The organism is Nocardia aurantia, assembly GCF_009604425.1.
Lineage (GTDB): Bacteria > Actinomycetota > Actinomycetes > Mycobacteriales > Mycobacteriaceae > Nocardia > Nocardia aurantia.
Genome location: NZ_WEGI01000011.1, coordinates 346031 through 360516, shown reverse-complemented (window position 1 = coordinate 360516; position 14486 = coordinate 346031). Strand labels below are relative to the sequence as shown.

Below are 14486 nucleotides of genomic sequence, written 5' to 3'. Positions count from 1 at the left end.
GCGCCGGCCGATTACGAGGAGCTCGTTTCGATTCACGCGCACGACGGTATGTGTGGGTGAGCCGAAGAGTCAAATTACTTGACACGCGTGTCCCATTATGTGAGACGGGGCGGTTGCCTTGGTCTGTTCTCCGTGATGCGAGGATGGGGGTGTGTCCTCGTCGCATCGGTCCGTGCCACCTGCTCGATCGTCCCACACGTCCGCCGCCGGGCCGGATACGGGTCGGGTGATCCGCATGCCCAGGCTCGGTCATCTCGGGGTGTTCGTGCTGCTGTTCTGCGTCGCCTTCGCGTTCTTCGGATGGCCGCGGGTGCTGTGGATCCTGTTCGTGATCCCGATCGGGGTCTCGCTGTGGATCGAGCGCAGCCGGACCACGGTGTCGGCCTCCGGGCTGGATCTGCGCACCCTGTTCGGGTCGCGGCACGTGGAGTGGGAGCGGATCCGCGGGCTGCGCATTCCGACACGGGGGTGGGTGCGCGCGCATCTCGACGACGATTCCGAGGTTGGGCTGCCCGCCGTCGACTACGGCCGGTTGCGGGATCTGGTCGAGGCGTCCGGGGGGCGGATTCCGGATCCGTTCGCGCAGCCGGACGAGCCGGACGACCACGGCGACGGGATATCCGGCTCTGCCGCGGGCGACAGCGCGGCGGCCGGCACCGCTACCGGCGCGCGGAGCGAAGTCCCCGCCGACGACAGCGAACGGGCTGGTGAATACGCCGACGACAGCGAACGGGCTGATGTCCCGGCCGACGACAGCGAACGGGCTGATGAACCCGCCGACGACAGCGAACGGCCTGGCACCGCCGGGGGAACCGACAGCCACTGATCCCGGAGCGCCGCCGCACAGTGAGTTCGCACACCCGAGACGGGTGCGGAACCGGACAAGCGGTGCGATGACGGCGATACCGTGAGAAATCCGCGGCGGGAGCGGGAACAAAATGGCATCCTCGAAGGGCTGACAAGCGATATCCGTACGATTGCCGCCCAGGTGCCCATCCGGCACGACGGGCGGCACGGCGACCGATCGCGAATCCGAACCCGGCCGCCACCGGCGCATCCGCCTGATCTCCGCGGGAGTACCGTGGAGACGCCGCCGAGACACTCGGCTCAGTCGCCGGCAGCCTCCAGCGACCGGTCCCGGATCGCACCGGGACGAGGACATCCGACCGAGGACCCATACTCATGCCACCGCTTCGTTCACGCACCACCACCGCCGGACGCAACGCCGCGGGCGCTCGCGCGCTCTGGCGGGCCACCGGCCTCACCGACTCCGACTTCGGGAAGCCGATCGTCGCCATCGCGAACTCGTACACCCAGTTCGTCCCCGGCCACGTGCATCTGAAGGACGTCGGCGAGATCGTGGCGGGCGCCGTACGGGCGGCCGGCGGCGTCCCGCGCGAATTCCACACCATCGCCGTCGACGACGGCATCGCGATGGGCCACGGCGGCATGCTCTACTCGCTGCCCAGCCGTGAGATCATCGCCGATTCCGTCGAATACATGGCCAACGCGCACACCGCCGACGCGCTGGTGTGTATCTCCAACTGCGACAAGATCACTCCCGGCATGCTGAACGCCGCCATGCGGCTCAACATCCCGGTCGTTTTCGTCTCCGGCGGGCCGATGGAGGCCGGTAAGGCGGTCGTGGTCGGCGGTGTCGCGCAGGCGCCCACCGATCTGATCACCGCGATCTCGGCCAGCGCTTCCGGCAATGTCACCGACGAGGGCCTGGACGAGGTCGAGCGCAGCGCCTGCCCGACCTGTGGGTCCTGTTCCGGCATGTTCACCGCCAACTCGATGAACTGCCTCACCGAGGCGCTGGGTCTGGCGTTGCCGGGCAACGGGTCCACGCTCGCCACCCATGCCGCGCGGCGGGCGCTGTTCGAGCGGGCCGGTACCACCATCGTCGAGCTTGCCAACCGCTGGTACCGCGACGAGGACGCGTCGGCGCTGCCGCGGAACATCGCCAATGCCAAGGCCTTCCGCAACGCGATGGCACTGGATGTCGCGATGGGCGGCTCCACCAACACGGTGCTGCACACCCTGGCCGCGGCCCAGGAGGGTGAGATCGACTTCGATCTCGGAACCATCGACGAGATCTCGCGCCGGGTGCCGTGCCTGTCGAAGGTCTCCCCCAACTCCGATTACCACATGGAGGACGTGCACCGGGCCGGCGGCATCCCGGCCATCCTCGGTGAGTTGCGCCGCGGCGGGCTGCTGGAGACCGACGTCACCACCGTGCACACCCGCACCCTCGAGGACTGGCTGGACGCCTGGGACATCCGCTCCGGCAAGGCCTCCGACGAGGCGCTGGAGCTGTTCCACGCGGCGCCGGGCGGGGTGCGCACGGTGGTGCCGTTCTCCACGGAGAACCGCTGGTCGTCGCTGGACACCGACGCCGCGAAGGGGTGCATCCGCGATATCGCGCACGCCTACACGGTCGAGGGCGGATTGTGTGTGCTGCGCGGCAATATCGCGGTGGACGGCGCGATCCTCAAGACCGCGGGTATCGACGAGGACCTGTTCACCTTCGAGGGGCCGGCCGTGGTGCTGGAATCCCAGGAGGCGGCGGTGTCGGCGATCCTGGGCAAGAAGATCCAGCCCGGCGACGTGATCGTCATCCGCTACGAAGGACCCTCGGGCGGTCCCGGGATGCAGGAGATGTTGCATCCCACCGCATTCCTGAAGGGTGCGGGCCTCGGTAAGGTGTGCGCGTTGATCACCGACGGGCGTTTCTCCGGTGGAACTTCCGGTCTGTCGATCGGGCACATCTCACCCGAGGCGGCCAGCGGTGGGACCATCGGGCTCATCGAAGACGGCGACCGGGTTCGCATCGATGTGCACACGCGGGCCCTCGAATTGCTCGTTTCCGACGCGGTTCTCGCCGAGCGGCGCGCGAAGATGGATGCGTCCGAACGGCCGTGGCAGCCGGCGCATCGTGATCGGCCGATCACGATGGCGCTGCGGGCCTATGCCGCGCTGGCGACCTCCGCGGACAAGGGCGCCGTGCGGCGGGTGCCGTAGCTTTTCGAGCGGCGAAAGCCCGGGGCCCGCAACGGGTTCCGGGCTTTTCCGGTCAGCGGTCCGGTTGCGGGCGGACGGTGAGGATCTGCTCGGCGTGGCCGACCGGGCCGTGTATGTCGTGCAGGACGGTGCTGGTCAGGCCCTGTCCGGTGGCGCCGAACGTGACGCTGGTGTCGAGCCCGGTCCACGGGCCTTCCGGCTGGCGGTAGAGATGGACGGTCAGGTCCAGGTTGGGGAACATCCACTTCGTCGGTTCCTGCCGGACCGCGATGCCGTTGGCGGTGTCGACCAGGGCGATATACGCGGCCAGCGGGCTCACCGGCTCACCGGCGAGCAGGTGCACGGGGGTGGACACCCAGGCGGTGGTGCGGCCGGGCTGGGGTGGGCCGACCGGGCGGGTGTCCAGGGAGGCGATGTAGCCACCGGGCCAGACCGAGGTCAGCGGCCACGGCGTCAGGGTCTCCGGATCCGGCAGGCGGGGCGGCTCGCCACCCGCGACGCTGCCGGTGTCCTCGGCGGTCATCAACCAGGCACGGGCCGTGACGGTGGCGCGACCGCCGATCGTCGCGGTGGCCTGCACCAGTTCGATGGTGCGGCCGGGACGCACGATGTCGACCCGAATGTCGAACTCCGCGAACGCGATCGCGCCGAGGATGTCGAAGGTGAGACGGCCGATCAGTAGTTCCGGCCGGTGTTCACGGGCCCTGATGCGCTCGATCTCGTGCACGATCAGCCCGCCGAGCGGGCTGAAATGCTGCTCATCGGTGGACCAGGCCCCGCCGACGTGCCGGGTGGGCGCGAACCGGTCGTCGCCCACCCGCTCGAAGTAGCTCGACTCGGGTCCTGTGATGGTCACCGGAAACGCCCTTTCTCTCGTCCGGGCGGAAACCGGTCTCAGTGGAACGGATTACCGCCGTGCAGGTAGAACCAGGATCCCAGAGCGGCCGCGACGCCCAGCACCAGGCAGGCGAACGAGCCCCAGGACGGGCGGGTGGCCCAGCCGCGACCGCGGTCGAAGGACCAGCGGCCGGGGCCGGTGAGGATCAGCACCGCCGCGGCGGCGGCCAGCAGCGATTCCACCTCGACCTGCTTGTACTCGATGCCGTGGGCCATGCTCTGCTTCCACAGCCAGGCGTCGGTGATGGTGGCGACCACCGCACCCGCGGCCAGTGGCGTCGCCAGGCCCAGCACGATCAGCGCGCCGCCGCCGACCTCGGCGCCGCTGAGCAGCGACGAGGCGACGTCGACATGCTTCCAGCCGCCGTGTTCCATCGCACGGCGGATCCCGTCCATGCCGGGGCCGTCGAACCATCCGGTCAGCTTCTGCAGGCCGTGGTAGAGGAAGCTCAGGCCGACCAGCAGACGCAGCGCGAACAGACCGAAATCTGTCGTGCCGCGGCTGTATTCGGGAAGATTGGCACGGCGCAACCGGACGGTCTCGGCCGACGGGGTGGGCGCGGGCGGAATGCTGGCGTACGAGTAGGAGGGGGTAGCCATTTCGGGGGATCCGATCTCACCGACGGTGGGGACCTCGGGGTCGAGGCCCAACTCGTCCTCGGTGCGGGCCAGGGGCGTACCGAACACCGGTAACTTTCCCGTGGGCGCATCGAAGGGACTGCGTGCCGTCTGGCCGATCGCTGTGGTTGCTCCCGGGTGTCCGGGGGCGTTGTTCGGCGCGGTGGCGTTCGACTTGTCGGTCACTCCAGTCAGGGTATGTCGGCCCGCGGAACTCCGCTGCCCCCAGTGGCGGCGTGTCCGCGCCACACGCGGGGCCGACCGACCCCTGCGAGCGCTCGTGGACAACCTTCCGTAACGTCTGAACCATGAGTTTGGTTGTCGCCGGCCGCATCGTTTCGATCCTGGCCGTCACCGCCGGTCTGGTGGTCGGCTGTGCCCGGTTCGACGAATCCGCCTCCAAACCGTTCACCCCCGCGCCGACCATCGAGCCCGAGGGAATGGGGCCGACCTCGCCGCAGGCGCCGACCACCACCAAACGTCCGCCCGGACCGTGCGAGGATCCGGATCCGGCGGTCATCGCCAGCTGTGTGAACGATCCGACCGGGCTGATCCCGCTGCCCGACGGGCTCAGCGGGCTGGTCGCCGAGCGGTCCACCGGGAAGATCTTCCTGATCGATACCCAGGATCCGGGGCCGTGGCCCAACTATCTGAAGCAGATCGGCCAGGTGGATGTGGACGCGTCCGGCGACGGCGGGCTCAACGACATCGCGCTCTCGCCCAGTTACAACGAGGACCATCTGCTCTACGCGTACATCACCACGCCCAGCGACAACCGGGTGGTGCGGATCGGCGCCGACGGGGTGCCGAAGCCGATCCTGACCGGAATTCCCAAGGGCGGCAGCGGGAATCACGGGTCCATTCTGTTCACGGATCCGGACAAGCTGATGGTGCTCACCGGTGATGCGGGCAATCCCGCGGGCGCGAACGATCAGGGTTCGCTGGGGGGCAAGTTGCTGCGGATCGACTCACCGCGGACCGGATCGACGGCGGCGCCGCAGGTGCTGGTGTCGGGGATCGGGACCGCGGGGGCGGTGTGCCAGGGTGATCAGGGGAATCTGTGGTTCACCGACCGGACCGCGGTGGAGGACCGGTTGCAGCGGCTCGCCCCGACCGGCACCGTGACCAGCGCGTGGACCTGGCCGGATCATCCCGGCGTGGCCGGGTGTGCGGCCGGATCCGATTTCGTCGCGGTCGCGATGACGAACGCGCGCGGGGTGTCGTTCGCGAAGACCGAGAAGGACACGTACGCGATCACGTCCGCGCCCTCGCTGCTGTACCAGGACAAGTGGGGGCGGATCAACGGCGCCGCACCCGGGCCGAACGGGACCATCTGGGTGGATACGGTCAACAAGGTGGGTGGTCAGCCGACGCCGACCGACGACCGGGTGGTGGTCATCGCGCCTTCGGGCGGGAACGGCGGACGGGAGTAGGGCCGGGCGCTGCCGGGATTCGAGTCCTCGGTGATCGCGGACCGGGTCGTAGACGTACGACCGGTCGCTCTTGCTGCTCACCCATGTTCCTGCTGAGGGGGGTCGCCATGGCCCGGGTCGTCGAACGGACGGCCGGACACCTCAGCGGAGGCCGTGGACACCACCCAGCCGAAACGGGTAGGCGGTGGCCCCGGATTCGGAGGTCGGTGCGCGTGTTCGACGGGTAGCGGTGCGCGCCCCGGCTCGGGCGAACTCGTGGGGCAGACCGCCCGCCCGGCGGATGAATCGCACCGCCGGAGTCGTCGTGTTGCGGGTTTTGTCGATTGTGGTGGCCCGCACCCGGTTTCGGTGAACCGGGTGCGGGCCGGGCTCAGGCGACTCCGCAGGCGGCGAGGACCAGTTCGCGGACGCGGGCCGCGTCGGCCTGGCCACGGGTGGCCTTCATGACGTCGCCGACGATCTTGCCCGCGGCCTGCACCTTGCCGGAGCGGATCTTGTCGGCGATGTCCGGGTTGGCGGTCAGGGCCTTGTCGACCTCGGACTGCAGGGCGGAATCGTCGGAGACCATGCCGAGGCCCTTGGCCTCGACGATCTCGGCCGGGCTGCCCTCACCGGCGAGCACGAAATCGACGACCTGCTTGGCGACCTTGTTGTTGATGGTCTTCGCCTCCACCAGGGCGGCGACCTCGGCGACCTGCTTCGGGGTGATCGGCAGCTCGTCGAGGGCGACCTCGCGTTCCTTCGCCTTCTCGGTGAGGTAGGCGACCCACCAGGAGCGGGCGGCGTCGACCGAGGCGCCGGCGTCGACGGTGGCGATGATCAGGTCGAGGGCGCCCGCGTTGATCAGGTCGCGGAACACCTCGCCGGAGAGGTTCCAGTCGGCCTGGATGCGGGCGCGGCGCAGCCACGGGTATTCGGGGATGGTGGCGCGCAACTCCTCGACCCAGGCGGGGTCGGGCGCGATCGGCTCCAGATCGGGCTCCGGGAAGTAGCGGTAGTCCTCGGCGGTCTCCTTGCGGCGGCCCGGTGAGGTGGAGCTGTCGGCCTCGTGGAAGTGCCTGGTCTCCTGCACGATCGTGCCGCCGCCGGCGAGTACCGCGGCCTGGCGGCGCATTTCGAAGCGCACCGCGACCTCGACGCTCTTCAGCGAGTTGACGTTCTTCGTCTCGGTGCGGGTGCCGAATACGCTCGCGCCCTTGGGCATCAGCGAGACGTTGGCGTCGCAGCGCAGCGAGCCCTGTTCCATCTTGACGTCGGAGACGTCGAGCGACTTCAGCAGATCGCGCAGGGCGGTGACGTACGCGCGGGCGACCTCGGGGGCGCGCTCGCCGGCGCCGGTGATCGGCTTGGTGACGATCTCGATGAGCGGGACGCCGGCCCGGTTGTAGTCGAGCAGGGAGTGGCTGGCGCCGTGGATGCGGCCGGTGGCGCCGCCCACGTGCACCGACTTGCCGGTGTCCTCCTCCATGTGGGCGCGCTCAATCTCGACGCGGAAGGTGCTGCCGTCGTCGAGGACGACCTCCAGGTAGCCGTTCTGCGCGATCGGCTCGTCGTACTGGCTGATCTGGTAGTTCTTCGGCTGGTCCGGGTAGAAGTAGTTCTTCCGGGCGAACCGGCCCCACGGGGTGATCGAGCAGTTGAGGGCGAGGCCGATGCGGATCGCCGATTCGACGGCCTTCTGGTTCACGACCGGCAGCGAACCCGGCAGGCCCAGGCACACCGGGCACACCTGGGTGTTCGGCTCGGCGCCGAAGGCGGTGGGGCAGCCGCAGAACATCTTGGTCGCGGTGCCCAGCTCGACGTGGACCTCCATGCCCAGCACCGGCTCGTACCGGTCGATGACGTCGGCATAGTCCATCAAGTCCACCGTGGGTGCAGTCATGCCGACAAGTTTAGGGAAAACCTCCGACAGTCGAATTTCCGGAGGGTTACTCCCCGCGCACGTAGCGCAGGGACGCGGCCACCGCCTCCATGTCGACCCGCAGGCTGGGGTCGAGATCGGCGGGCTGCTGGTCGCGGATCTCCTGGAATTCCACGATGCCGTCGAGGTAGGAGTGCCTGCGGCCGGAGCGGATCAGCTCGTGCCGCAGGTAGTCCGGGAGCGAGAGACCGGCGGCGCGGGCGCGCTTGCCCATTTTCACCACGACGTCGTCGGGCAGATCGGTGATCTCGAAATCGGCCATGCCCCACGATAACCGGGGGCGGGTGCGTGCGCATCGGGTTCCGGTGCGGCGCCGACGGATCCCCCTCCCCCGCGACCCCGCAGCATGTGTGCACACGCAGTCGCGAGGACGGCCCTCACCCGGCGGGCCGGGTGAGGGCTCCCCTCCTGGCCCGCGGTCAGTCGGCGGCGATCGCCTCCACGATGGGGAGGCGGGCGGCGCGGACCGCGGGCGGGATCGAGCCGAGCAGTGCCAGGATCAGCGCGGCGGTGGCGTAGATCAGGAGCATCGGGCCCGGGTGGTAGGTGACGTCGATGGTCATGGCGTGCCCGAGGGCCAGGGTCGCGAGGTAGTGCACGGCGGCGCCGACCGCCGCACCCAGTGCGGCGCCGGTACATCCGATGCCGACGGCCTCGGTGAGTACGGTCCGCAACAGGAAGCGACGGCTGATTCCCATCGCGCGCAGCACGCCGAGTTCGCGGCGGCGTTCCAGCACCGAGAGCATCAGCGTGTTCAGCAGGGCGACGGTCGAGACCAGCACCACGATCCACAGGATGGACCCGGACAGGGCCGTGCCCTGGCGGACGCCCTCGGAGACGGCGGCCACCGCGTCGCGGCCGCCGGCGAGGAAGGCGCCTGGCGGCAGTACGGCGCGAATCGCGGCGAAGGTCGTGGCCGGGTCGGCGCCGGGGGCGAAATTGATGCCGAGGATGGTCTCGCCGGGGCGGGCATACCACTGCCGCAGGACGTCCAGATCCAGCACCACGGTGCCGGTGATCGCCGAGAAGTACGGGATCACCTGCAGTACCCGCACGGTGTGGACGCCGGTCGGGGTGGGCAGGTCGAGAGGCGAACCCTCCCGGACGTGCAGATCGCGCGCGACGTCGCGAGAGACGACCACCCCCGAGCCGGACGACATCGCTTCCACCACACCGGGTTTCAGGCCGTCGATGAGCGAGGATGGTGAGCCGTGCTCGTAGGCCTGCAGCATGACCCGGCCCCGGCCGAGGGTCGCGAAGGCCATCTGCGCCGAACCGACGTCGGTGACGCCCGGGACCGCCGCGATGCGCGCCTTCAGGTCGGCCGGGAGGACCGGGCCGGTGGGATACGAGGCCATGGGCGTGGGACTGACGAAGGCGTCGCGGCGGGCCAGATCGGCGTAACCCGCGGTCGCCGCGTCGACCAGGTTGCCGGAAGCGCCGCCCATCGCCACCGTCGCGCTGACGCCGATCATCACCGTCATCGCGGTGGCCCACACCCGGCGTGGGGCCCGTTCGATCGTGGTGGCGCCGAGCGCGCCGGGAGCGCCGAAGATTCGCGCCACCGCGGCGGCGAGCGCGACGATCGGCCCGGTCGCGGCGAAGCAGAGCACCAGCGCCGCGGCGATCGACAACGAGATCGCGGCCAGCGAGTAGCGGCCCAGATCGGCGCGGGCGATGCCGATCGCCGCGGTGACCATGAGCAGGCCGAGAACGACTGCCGCCCAGCGCAACAACGGGTTCACCGCGTCCGCCTTGGAGACGCCGACGGGAGCCAGGGCCTCGATGGGCTGCACCTTGTAGATCTGCCGGGCGGCGATCGCCGACGCCGTCACGCTGGCCGCCACACAGGCCGCGATCGCCGCCGGTACGGCGTAGCCGGGCACCAGGTAGTCGATGTGGGTCTGCACCGAGGCGATCATCGCGGCCGGGATCCGGGCGATCGTCAACCGGCCGGTGAGTATTCCCGCCACGGCGCCGAGCGCGCCGCCGACCAGGCCGAGCAGGGCCGCCTCGGCGATCAGGTCGCGGACCATCGGGCTCCGGCGGCCGCCCATCGCGCGCAGCAGCGACAACGTCGGACGGCGTTGTGCCACAGCCATACTCATCGCGTTGTAGATGAGGAATCCGGAGACGATCAGCGCCGCCGCGGAGGCCATCGTGGTGGAGTACCGGACCAACTGGATGGCTCCGCCGGCCTGCGCGGTCCTCAGACCCGGCTCGGCCACGACCGCGCGGCCGTTCACCAGGGTGGTCAGCGCGGTGCGCAACCGGGCCACATCGGTGCCGGCGACGGGCACGATCTCGATCGAGTCCAATGTTCCGGCGCGGCCCGCGATCTGTTGTGCGACCGGCAGGGTGGCGACGATGATGTGGCCGCCGTCGAGCCGCCGGGAGGTGGCGTCGTCGAGGACGCCCGCGACGGTCACCGCGGTGGTACCGAGATGGAAGCGGTCGCCCACGGCATATCCGAGGGCCGACCCGGTCAGTACGCCGTTCGGGGTGCTCAGCAGGCGCACCGCCTGGGCCCGGAGCGGTGCGTCGAGAGAACTGCCCAGCGCGGCGACGCTTGCGTCGGCGCCGACGAGCAGGGTGGGCTCGTCGCCGGAGGCGAGTTGCGCCCGGAGCATCGGCACTGCTGCCTCGATGCCCGGCACGGCGCGTACCTGTGCCAGCATGCGCTGGTCGAATCCGTCGTCGGTGATCCCGGAGATCTCCAGTTCGGCTCTGCCGCCGAGACTCTTGGTGAGCATGTCCACCGAACCGGTCACCGAACCCGCGATGCTGAATACGGAGACCAGCAGTCCGGCGGACACGGCCATCACCACGAGGGCGATGACCGTGCGGCCGCGATGGACCACGAGTTCACCGAGGTTGAACAGCCGCAGCCGATCCCATGCCGCGCGCATCACGAGGTCCGGGCATGCTCGTCGTGCGCGAGCGCGGTGCTCGGGGCGGGCTCGTCGTGCGCGAGCTCGGCGCTCTCGGCAGGCTCGTCGCGCGCAAGATCAGCGCCCTGGGCAGGCTCGTCGCGCGCAAGATCGACGCTTCGGGCGTGCTCGTGGTGCACGAGCCCCATGCTTCGGGCAGGCTTCACACCTCGGGCAGGCTGGTCGTGCGCGAGCCCCACACTCCCTGCGGGCTCGTCGTTCCCGATCGAAACTGGTTCGGGCACAAGGCTTTCTGGTTCGGAGGCGAGGTCTTCCGGTTCGGAGGCGAGGTCTTCCGGTTCGGGCGCAGGGCGTTCCGTCAAGAGTGACAGGGCGGGCGGCGCGTCGGCCTTGCGGGCTCGTGGCCCGGCGGCACGCTCCCGGCCTGTCCGCTCCTGCGCGCCGATGCGGCCGTCGCGGAGGGTGATCACGCGGTCGCAGTATTCGACCGCGCTCATGTCGTGCGTGACCATGACGACCGAATTGCCCTGTGCGGCGATGTCGCCCAGCAATTCGAGGATCGCGGCGCCGGTGGCCGAGTCCAGGTTGCCTGTCGGCTCATCGGCGAGGATGAGCGGCGGGTCCATGATCAGTGCGCGAGCCACGGCGACCCGCTGCATCTGGCCGCCGGACAGCTCGGAGGGGCGATGGTGCGCACGGTCGGCGAGGCCGACCAGATCGAGCAACTCGAGGGCGCGCGGCTTCGCCCGGCGAAGCCCGGTGCCGTCCAGCAGTTTCGGGACGGCGACGTTCTCCCAGGCCGAGAGCGTGGGTAGCAGATTGAAGAACTGGAATACGAAACCCACCCGATGCCGGCGGAATTCGGACTGGCGGTCGTCGTCGAGATCGGCGATCTCCTCGCCGCGGAACCGGATGGAACCGGAATCCGGGCAGTCGAGCGCGCCGAGCAGATGGAGCAAGGTGCTCTTACCGGACCCGGACGGGCCCACGATCGCGGTGAATTCGCCCGATTCGATGCGCAGGCCGACCCGGTCGAGCGCGCGAACGACCTGTCCGCCCACCCGATATTCCTTGACGACGTCGATCAGTTCCAACATGGTTGTGCCCCCGGCCCTCTCACCGCACCAGTACGCGGTCCGGCCGCCGCACGCGCTCGTGGTGTGCGTCGAGTATCGCGCGTAGTACCGGTTGCTCGGCGGCCAACTGCACATAGCTCTCCGCAGACGACCGTCCCTCGATCAGCGCCAGATCGGACTTGGCGCGCAGGTGGTTGTCCCACCGGTACTGCAACGCGGCCATGATCCCGGCCGGGCCGCCGAACAGTCGATCCGTGTCCGGAAGGCCGTGCAGCAGCTTCGGATCGGCCGGGTCGACCGCACCGCGCGCGAGCACCGTACCGATGATCGCGGTGCGTGCGTGCAGATCTGCCCAGGTCATCACTTCACCCCTCTCCCTGTGTATTCGGTTTCGCCCCATTCGCCCGGCGCGCCGGGCGCCGACTGCTCGGCAATCACGCTACGGATCCGCCGGCCCCGAAACCTCGTGCCGTGGACGAGACTTTGTCTCCTACCGGAGTAGGAGGTGCGCCCCGATCCGGGAACGATGAACCCGGCGGATCCGATCGCTAGCCTGGAGACATGGAGGTGCTCCGCGTCATCATGTTCGCCGCGTCGGCGGCGCTGTCGGCTCGTGCAGCCTGGCAGATCGTAGTCGGGTGGCAGCACGGCAAGCAGCGCCTCCTCGATTTCATGCGAGATCCCAGCGGGGCGTTCCACCGGCATGTGGAGGAGATGCCGCTGGACTACCCGCCGTCGGTGATCCTGGTAGCGGATCTGACGCTGGCGATCGCCTCGATCGCGGCGGTCGCGCAACGGCACTCATACTTCCCGAGTCTCGTGCCGCTCCTGGCGATCCTGCTGGTGATCTTCACCTATCCGATACTCACCGTGTTCGGGGTGCAGCCGCGGCCGATTCCGCTGTCGCTCATCGGCCTGGTCTCCGAGGGGTTGTTCCTGCTGCAGCCGGTGCCGCTGGACGCCTCGCCGTTCGTGCTGGTGGTGATCGCCGGCGAGGTCGCGGCCATCGGGCCGAAGCACATCAGCCTGCCGTTCACGGCCGCGGCGCTGGCCGAACTCGTGGTGTTCCACATGGTCGGTCCCGGGATCGACGCACTGGCCAGCTATCTGATCGCCGTCGTGCTCGGCGCCATGGTCGGCATCATGATGCAGTACCAGCGCCTGTATCTGTACCAGGAGCGGGAGAACCAGACCATCCGGACCGCGCAGGCCGCCGACGAGGAGCGGCATCGCATCGCCCGTGAGGTTCACGACGTCATCGCCCATTCGCTGAGCATCACGCTGCTGCATCTCACCGCCGCGCGGCATTCCCTGCAAACCGATCGCGACGTCGACGAGGCCGTCGACGCCCTGGTCGACGCCGAACGGCTGGGGCGGCAGGCGATGGCCGACATCCGCCGCACGGTGGGACTGCTCGGCGAGCGGCCGTCGCCGGTCACACCGGAACCCTCCCTGGACGATGTCACCGATCTGGTCGACGATTTCGTGCGCGCCGGGCTGGAGGTCGACTTCCAGCTCACCGGGGACAGCCGGATCGTCCCGGCGACAACGGGTCTCGCGCTGTATCGGATCACCCAGGAATCCTTGGCCAACGTCGCCAAACACGCCCGCGGCGCCGCGGTGACCTTGCGCATCACCGTGTCGGCGGCGGAGGCGACCGTCACCATCGACAACACGGTGCCCGGCTGGCAGGTGATACGGCGCGGCGGCGGAATGGGCATCGCGGGCATGCGGCAGCGGGCCAATCTGCTCGGCGGCACGCTGTCGGCCGGACCGGCGAGCGGCAGCTGGCACGTGGCCGCCCGTATTCCGCTCGGCAAGCCGGGCCTGTCCTGCGCACCCACCGGTCAGGACGACCCGCTGCGGCTGGTGCGGGACGCGTTCAGCTCCGTGACGCGCAAATTCCAGGAGAGCGTGTGATCGGCGATGGTGCGGGAGAGACCGACACGATCGCCGTCCTAGTCGTCGACGATCAGGAACTGGTCCGCGGCGGATTGCGGCGCATCCTGCGGCGCCGGGACGGCTTCGTCGTCACCGAATGCTCCGACGGCGACGAGGTGCCCGCAGCGGTGGCCGCGCAACGCCCGGATGTCGTTCTGATGGATCTGCGCATGAAACGGGTCGGCGGTATCGACGCGACCGAGCGGCTGCGGGCCGGTGAGCAGGCTCCCCCGGTGCTCGTGCTCACCACCTTCGACGACGACCATCTACTGTCGGGCGCGTTGCGGGCCGGGGCGGCCGGTTTCATCCTCAAGGACTCCCCCGCCGAGGACCTCATCCGGGCCGTTCGCACGGTCGCCGGCGGCGATTCCTGGCTGGACCCGTCGGTCACGGGCAGAGTGCTGTCCACCTACCGCTCCGCGCGCCCCGCGGCGACCCGGCGTGACGACCATCTCAACGAGCTGACGGCCCGTGAGCTGGACGTTCTCACGCTGATCGGCCGCGGACGTGTCAATACAGAAATCGCTGCCGAACTGGGTATCTCCGAAGTGACCGTAAAGAGCCACGTGGGACACATCTTCGGGAAGCTGGGGTTACGAGATCGATCCGCCGCAATCGTGTTCGCATTTGACCACGGTGTCGTCGCACCGGGAGAATCTGCAGATTGAGGGGCAGGCACCCCGGT

General features: G+C 69.5%; 11 protein-coding genes and 1 pseudogene. 5 read left to right on the top strand and 7 right to left on the bottom strand.

Annotation, left to right across the window (positions count from 1 at the left end):
• Positions 1-235 precede the first annotated feature (235 nt).
• Complete coding sequence (locus tag NRB56_RS39295) at positions 236-826, top strand: PH domain-containing protein (protein WP_227838337.1); 591 nt, start codon at positions 236-238, stop codon at positions 824-826.
• Positions 827-1182: 356 nt separating this feature from the next.
• Positions 1183-3024, top strand: coding sequence for a dihydroxy-acid dehydratase (ilvD, locus tag NRB56_RS25995; RefSeq protein WP_153346576.1), 1842 nt, complete (start codon positions 1183-1185; stop codon positions 3022-3024).
• 52 nt (positions 3025-3076) lie between these two features.
• On the opposite strand, the gene NRB56_RS25990 is transcribed toward ilvD, so the two are convergent.
• Together NRB56_RS25990 and NRB56_RS25985 are read right to left on the bottom strand one after the other, a co-directional pair.
• On the bottom strand, positions 3077-3880 hold the full coding sequence (locus tag NRB56_RS25990) for a thioesterase family protein (protein WP_319943536.1): 804 nt from the start codon (positions 3878-3880) through the stop codon (positions 3077-3079).
• Positions 3881-3918: 38 nt separating this feature from the next.
• Positions 3919-4725, bottom strand: coding sequence for a DoxX family protein (locus NRB56_RS25985; protein WP_319943535.1), 807 nt, complete (start codon positions 4723-4725; stop codon positions 3919-3921).
• Between the two features lie 122 nt (positions 4726-4847).
• Between NRB56_RS25985 and NRB56_RS25980 the strand changes: the two genes are divergently transcribed.
• Positions 4848-5972, top strand: coding sequence for a PQQ-dependent sugar dehydrogenase (locus NRB56_RS25980; protein ID WP_153346572.1), 1125 nt, complete (start codon positions 4848-4850; stop codon positions 5970-5972).
• A 370-nt stretch (positions 5973-6342) separates the two neighbouring features.
• On the opposite strand, the gene gatB is transcribed toward NRB56_RS25980, so the two are convergent.
• The 5 genes and pseudogenes from gatB to NRB56_RS25955 form a co-directional block, all read right to left on the bottom strand.
• Entirely contained in the window at positions 6343-7854 is a 1512-nt protein-coding gene (gatB, locus tag NRB56_RS25975) for an Asp-tRNA(Asn)/Glu-tRNA(Gln) amidotransferase subunit GatB (protein WP_153346570.1), read from the bottom strand.
• 46 nt (positions 7855-7900) lie between these two features.
• Positions 7901-8155, bottom strand: a complete 255-nt coding sequence (locus NRB56_RS25970) for a hypothetical protein (protein WP_153346568.1) — start codon at positions 8153-8155, stop codon at positions 7901-7903.
• 157 nt (positions 8156-8312) lie between these two features.
• A complete protein-coding gene (locus NRB56_RS25965) occupies positions 8313-10805 on the bottom strand; it encodes an ABC transporter permease (RefSeq protein ID WP_319943534.1) in 2493 nt (830 codons plus the stop codon).
• A 398-nt stretch (positions 10806-11203) separates the two neighbouring features.
• Positions 11204-11881 (bottom strand): annotated as a pseudogene (locus tag NRB56_RS25960) (ABC transporter ATP-binding protein); the annotation flags it as partial.
• Positions 11882-11900: 19 nt separating this feature from the next.
• Entirely contained in the window at positions 11901-12221 is a 321-nt protein-coding gene (locus tag NRB56_RS25955; RefSeq protein WP_153346564.1) for a hypothetical protein, read from the bottom strand.
• 200 nt (positions 12222-12421) lie between these two features.
• On the opposite strand from NRB56_RS25955, the gene NRB56_RS25950 reads away from it, so the two are divergent.
• Together NRB56_RS25950 and NRB56_RS25945 are read left to right on the top strand one after the other, a co-directional pair.
• Entirely contained in the window at positions 12422-13780 is a 1359-nt protein-coding gene (locus NRB56_RS25950) for a sensor histidine kinase (RefSeq protein ID WP_153346562.1), read from the top strand.
• The gene (locus tag NRB56_RS25945; RefSeq protein ID WP_406603531.1) at positions 13777-14469 is read left to right on the top strand and encodes a response regulator; all 693 of its coding nucleotides are present in this window, start codon (positions 13777-13779) and stop codon (positions 14467-14469) included. Before NRB56_RS25950 ends, NRB56_RS25945 begins: the two co-directional genes overlap by 4 nt.
• The last annotated feature ends 17 nt before the right edge of the window (positions 14470-14486 follow it).

Bases quoted from the DNA above. Each gene is read 5' to 3' on its own strand.
- NRB56_RS39295 (WP_227838337.1), top strand. From the start codon at position 236: ATGCCCAGGCTCGGTCATCTCGGGGTGTTCGTGCTGCTGTTCTGCGTC.
- ilvD (WP_153346576.1), top strand. From the start codon at position 1,183: ATGCCACCGCTTCGTTCACGCACCACCACCGCCGGACGCAACGCCGCG.
- NRB56_RS25980 (WP_153346572.1), top strand. From the start codon at position 4,848: ATGAGTTTGGTTGTCGCCGGCCGCATCGTTTCGATCCTGGCCGTCACC.
- gatB (WP_153346570.1), bottom strand. From the start codon at position 7,854: ATGACTGCACCCACGGTGGACTTGATGGACTATGCCGACGTCATCGAC.
- NRB56_RS25970 (WP_153346568.1), bottom strand. From the start codon at position 8,155: ATGGCCGATTTCGAGATCACCGATCTGCCCGACGACGTCGTGGTGAAA.
- NRB56_RS25955 (WP_153346564.1), bottom strand. From the start codon at position 12,221: ATGACCTGGGCAGATCTGCACGCACGCACCGCGATCATCGGTACGGTG.
- NRB56_RS25950 (WP_153346562.1), top strand. From the start codon at position 12,422: ATGGAGGTGCTCCGCGTCATCATGTTCGCCGCGTCGGCGGCGCTGTCG.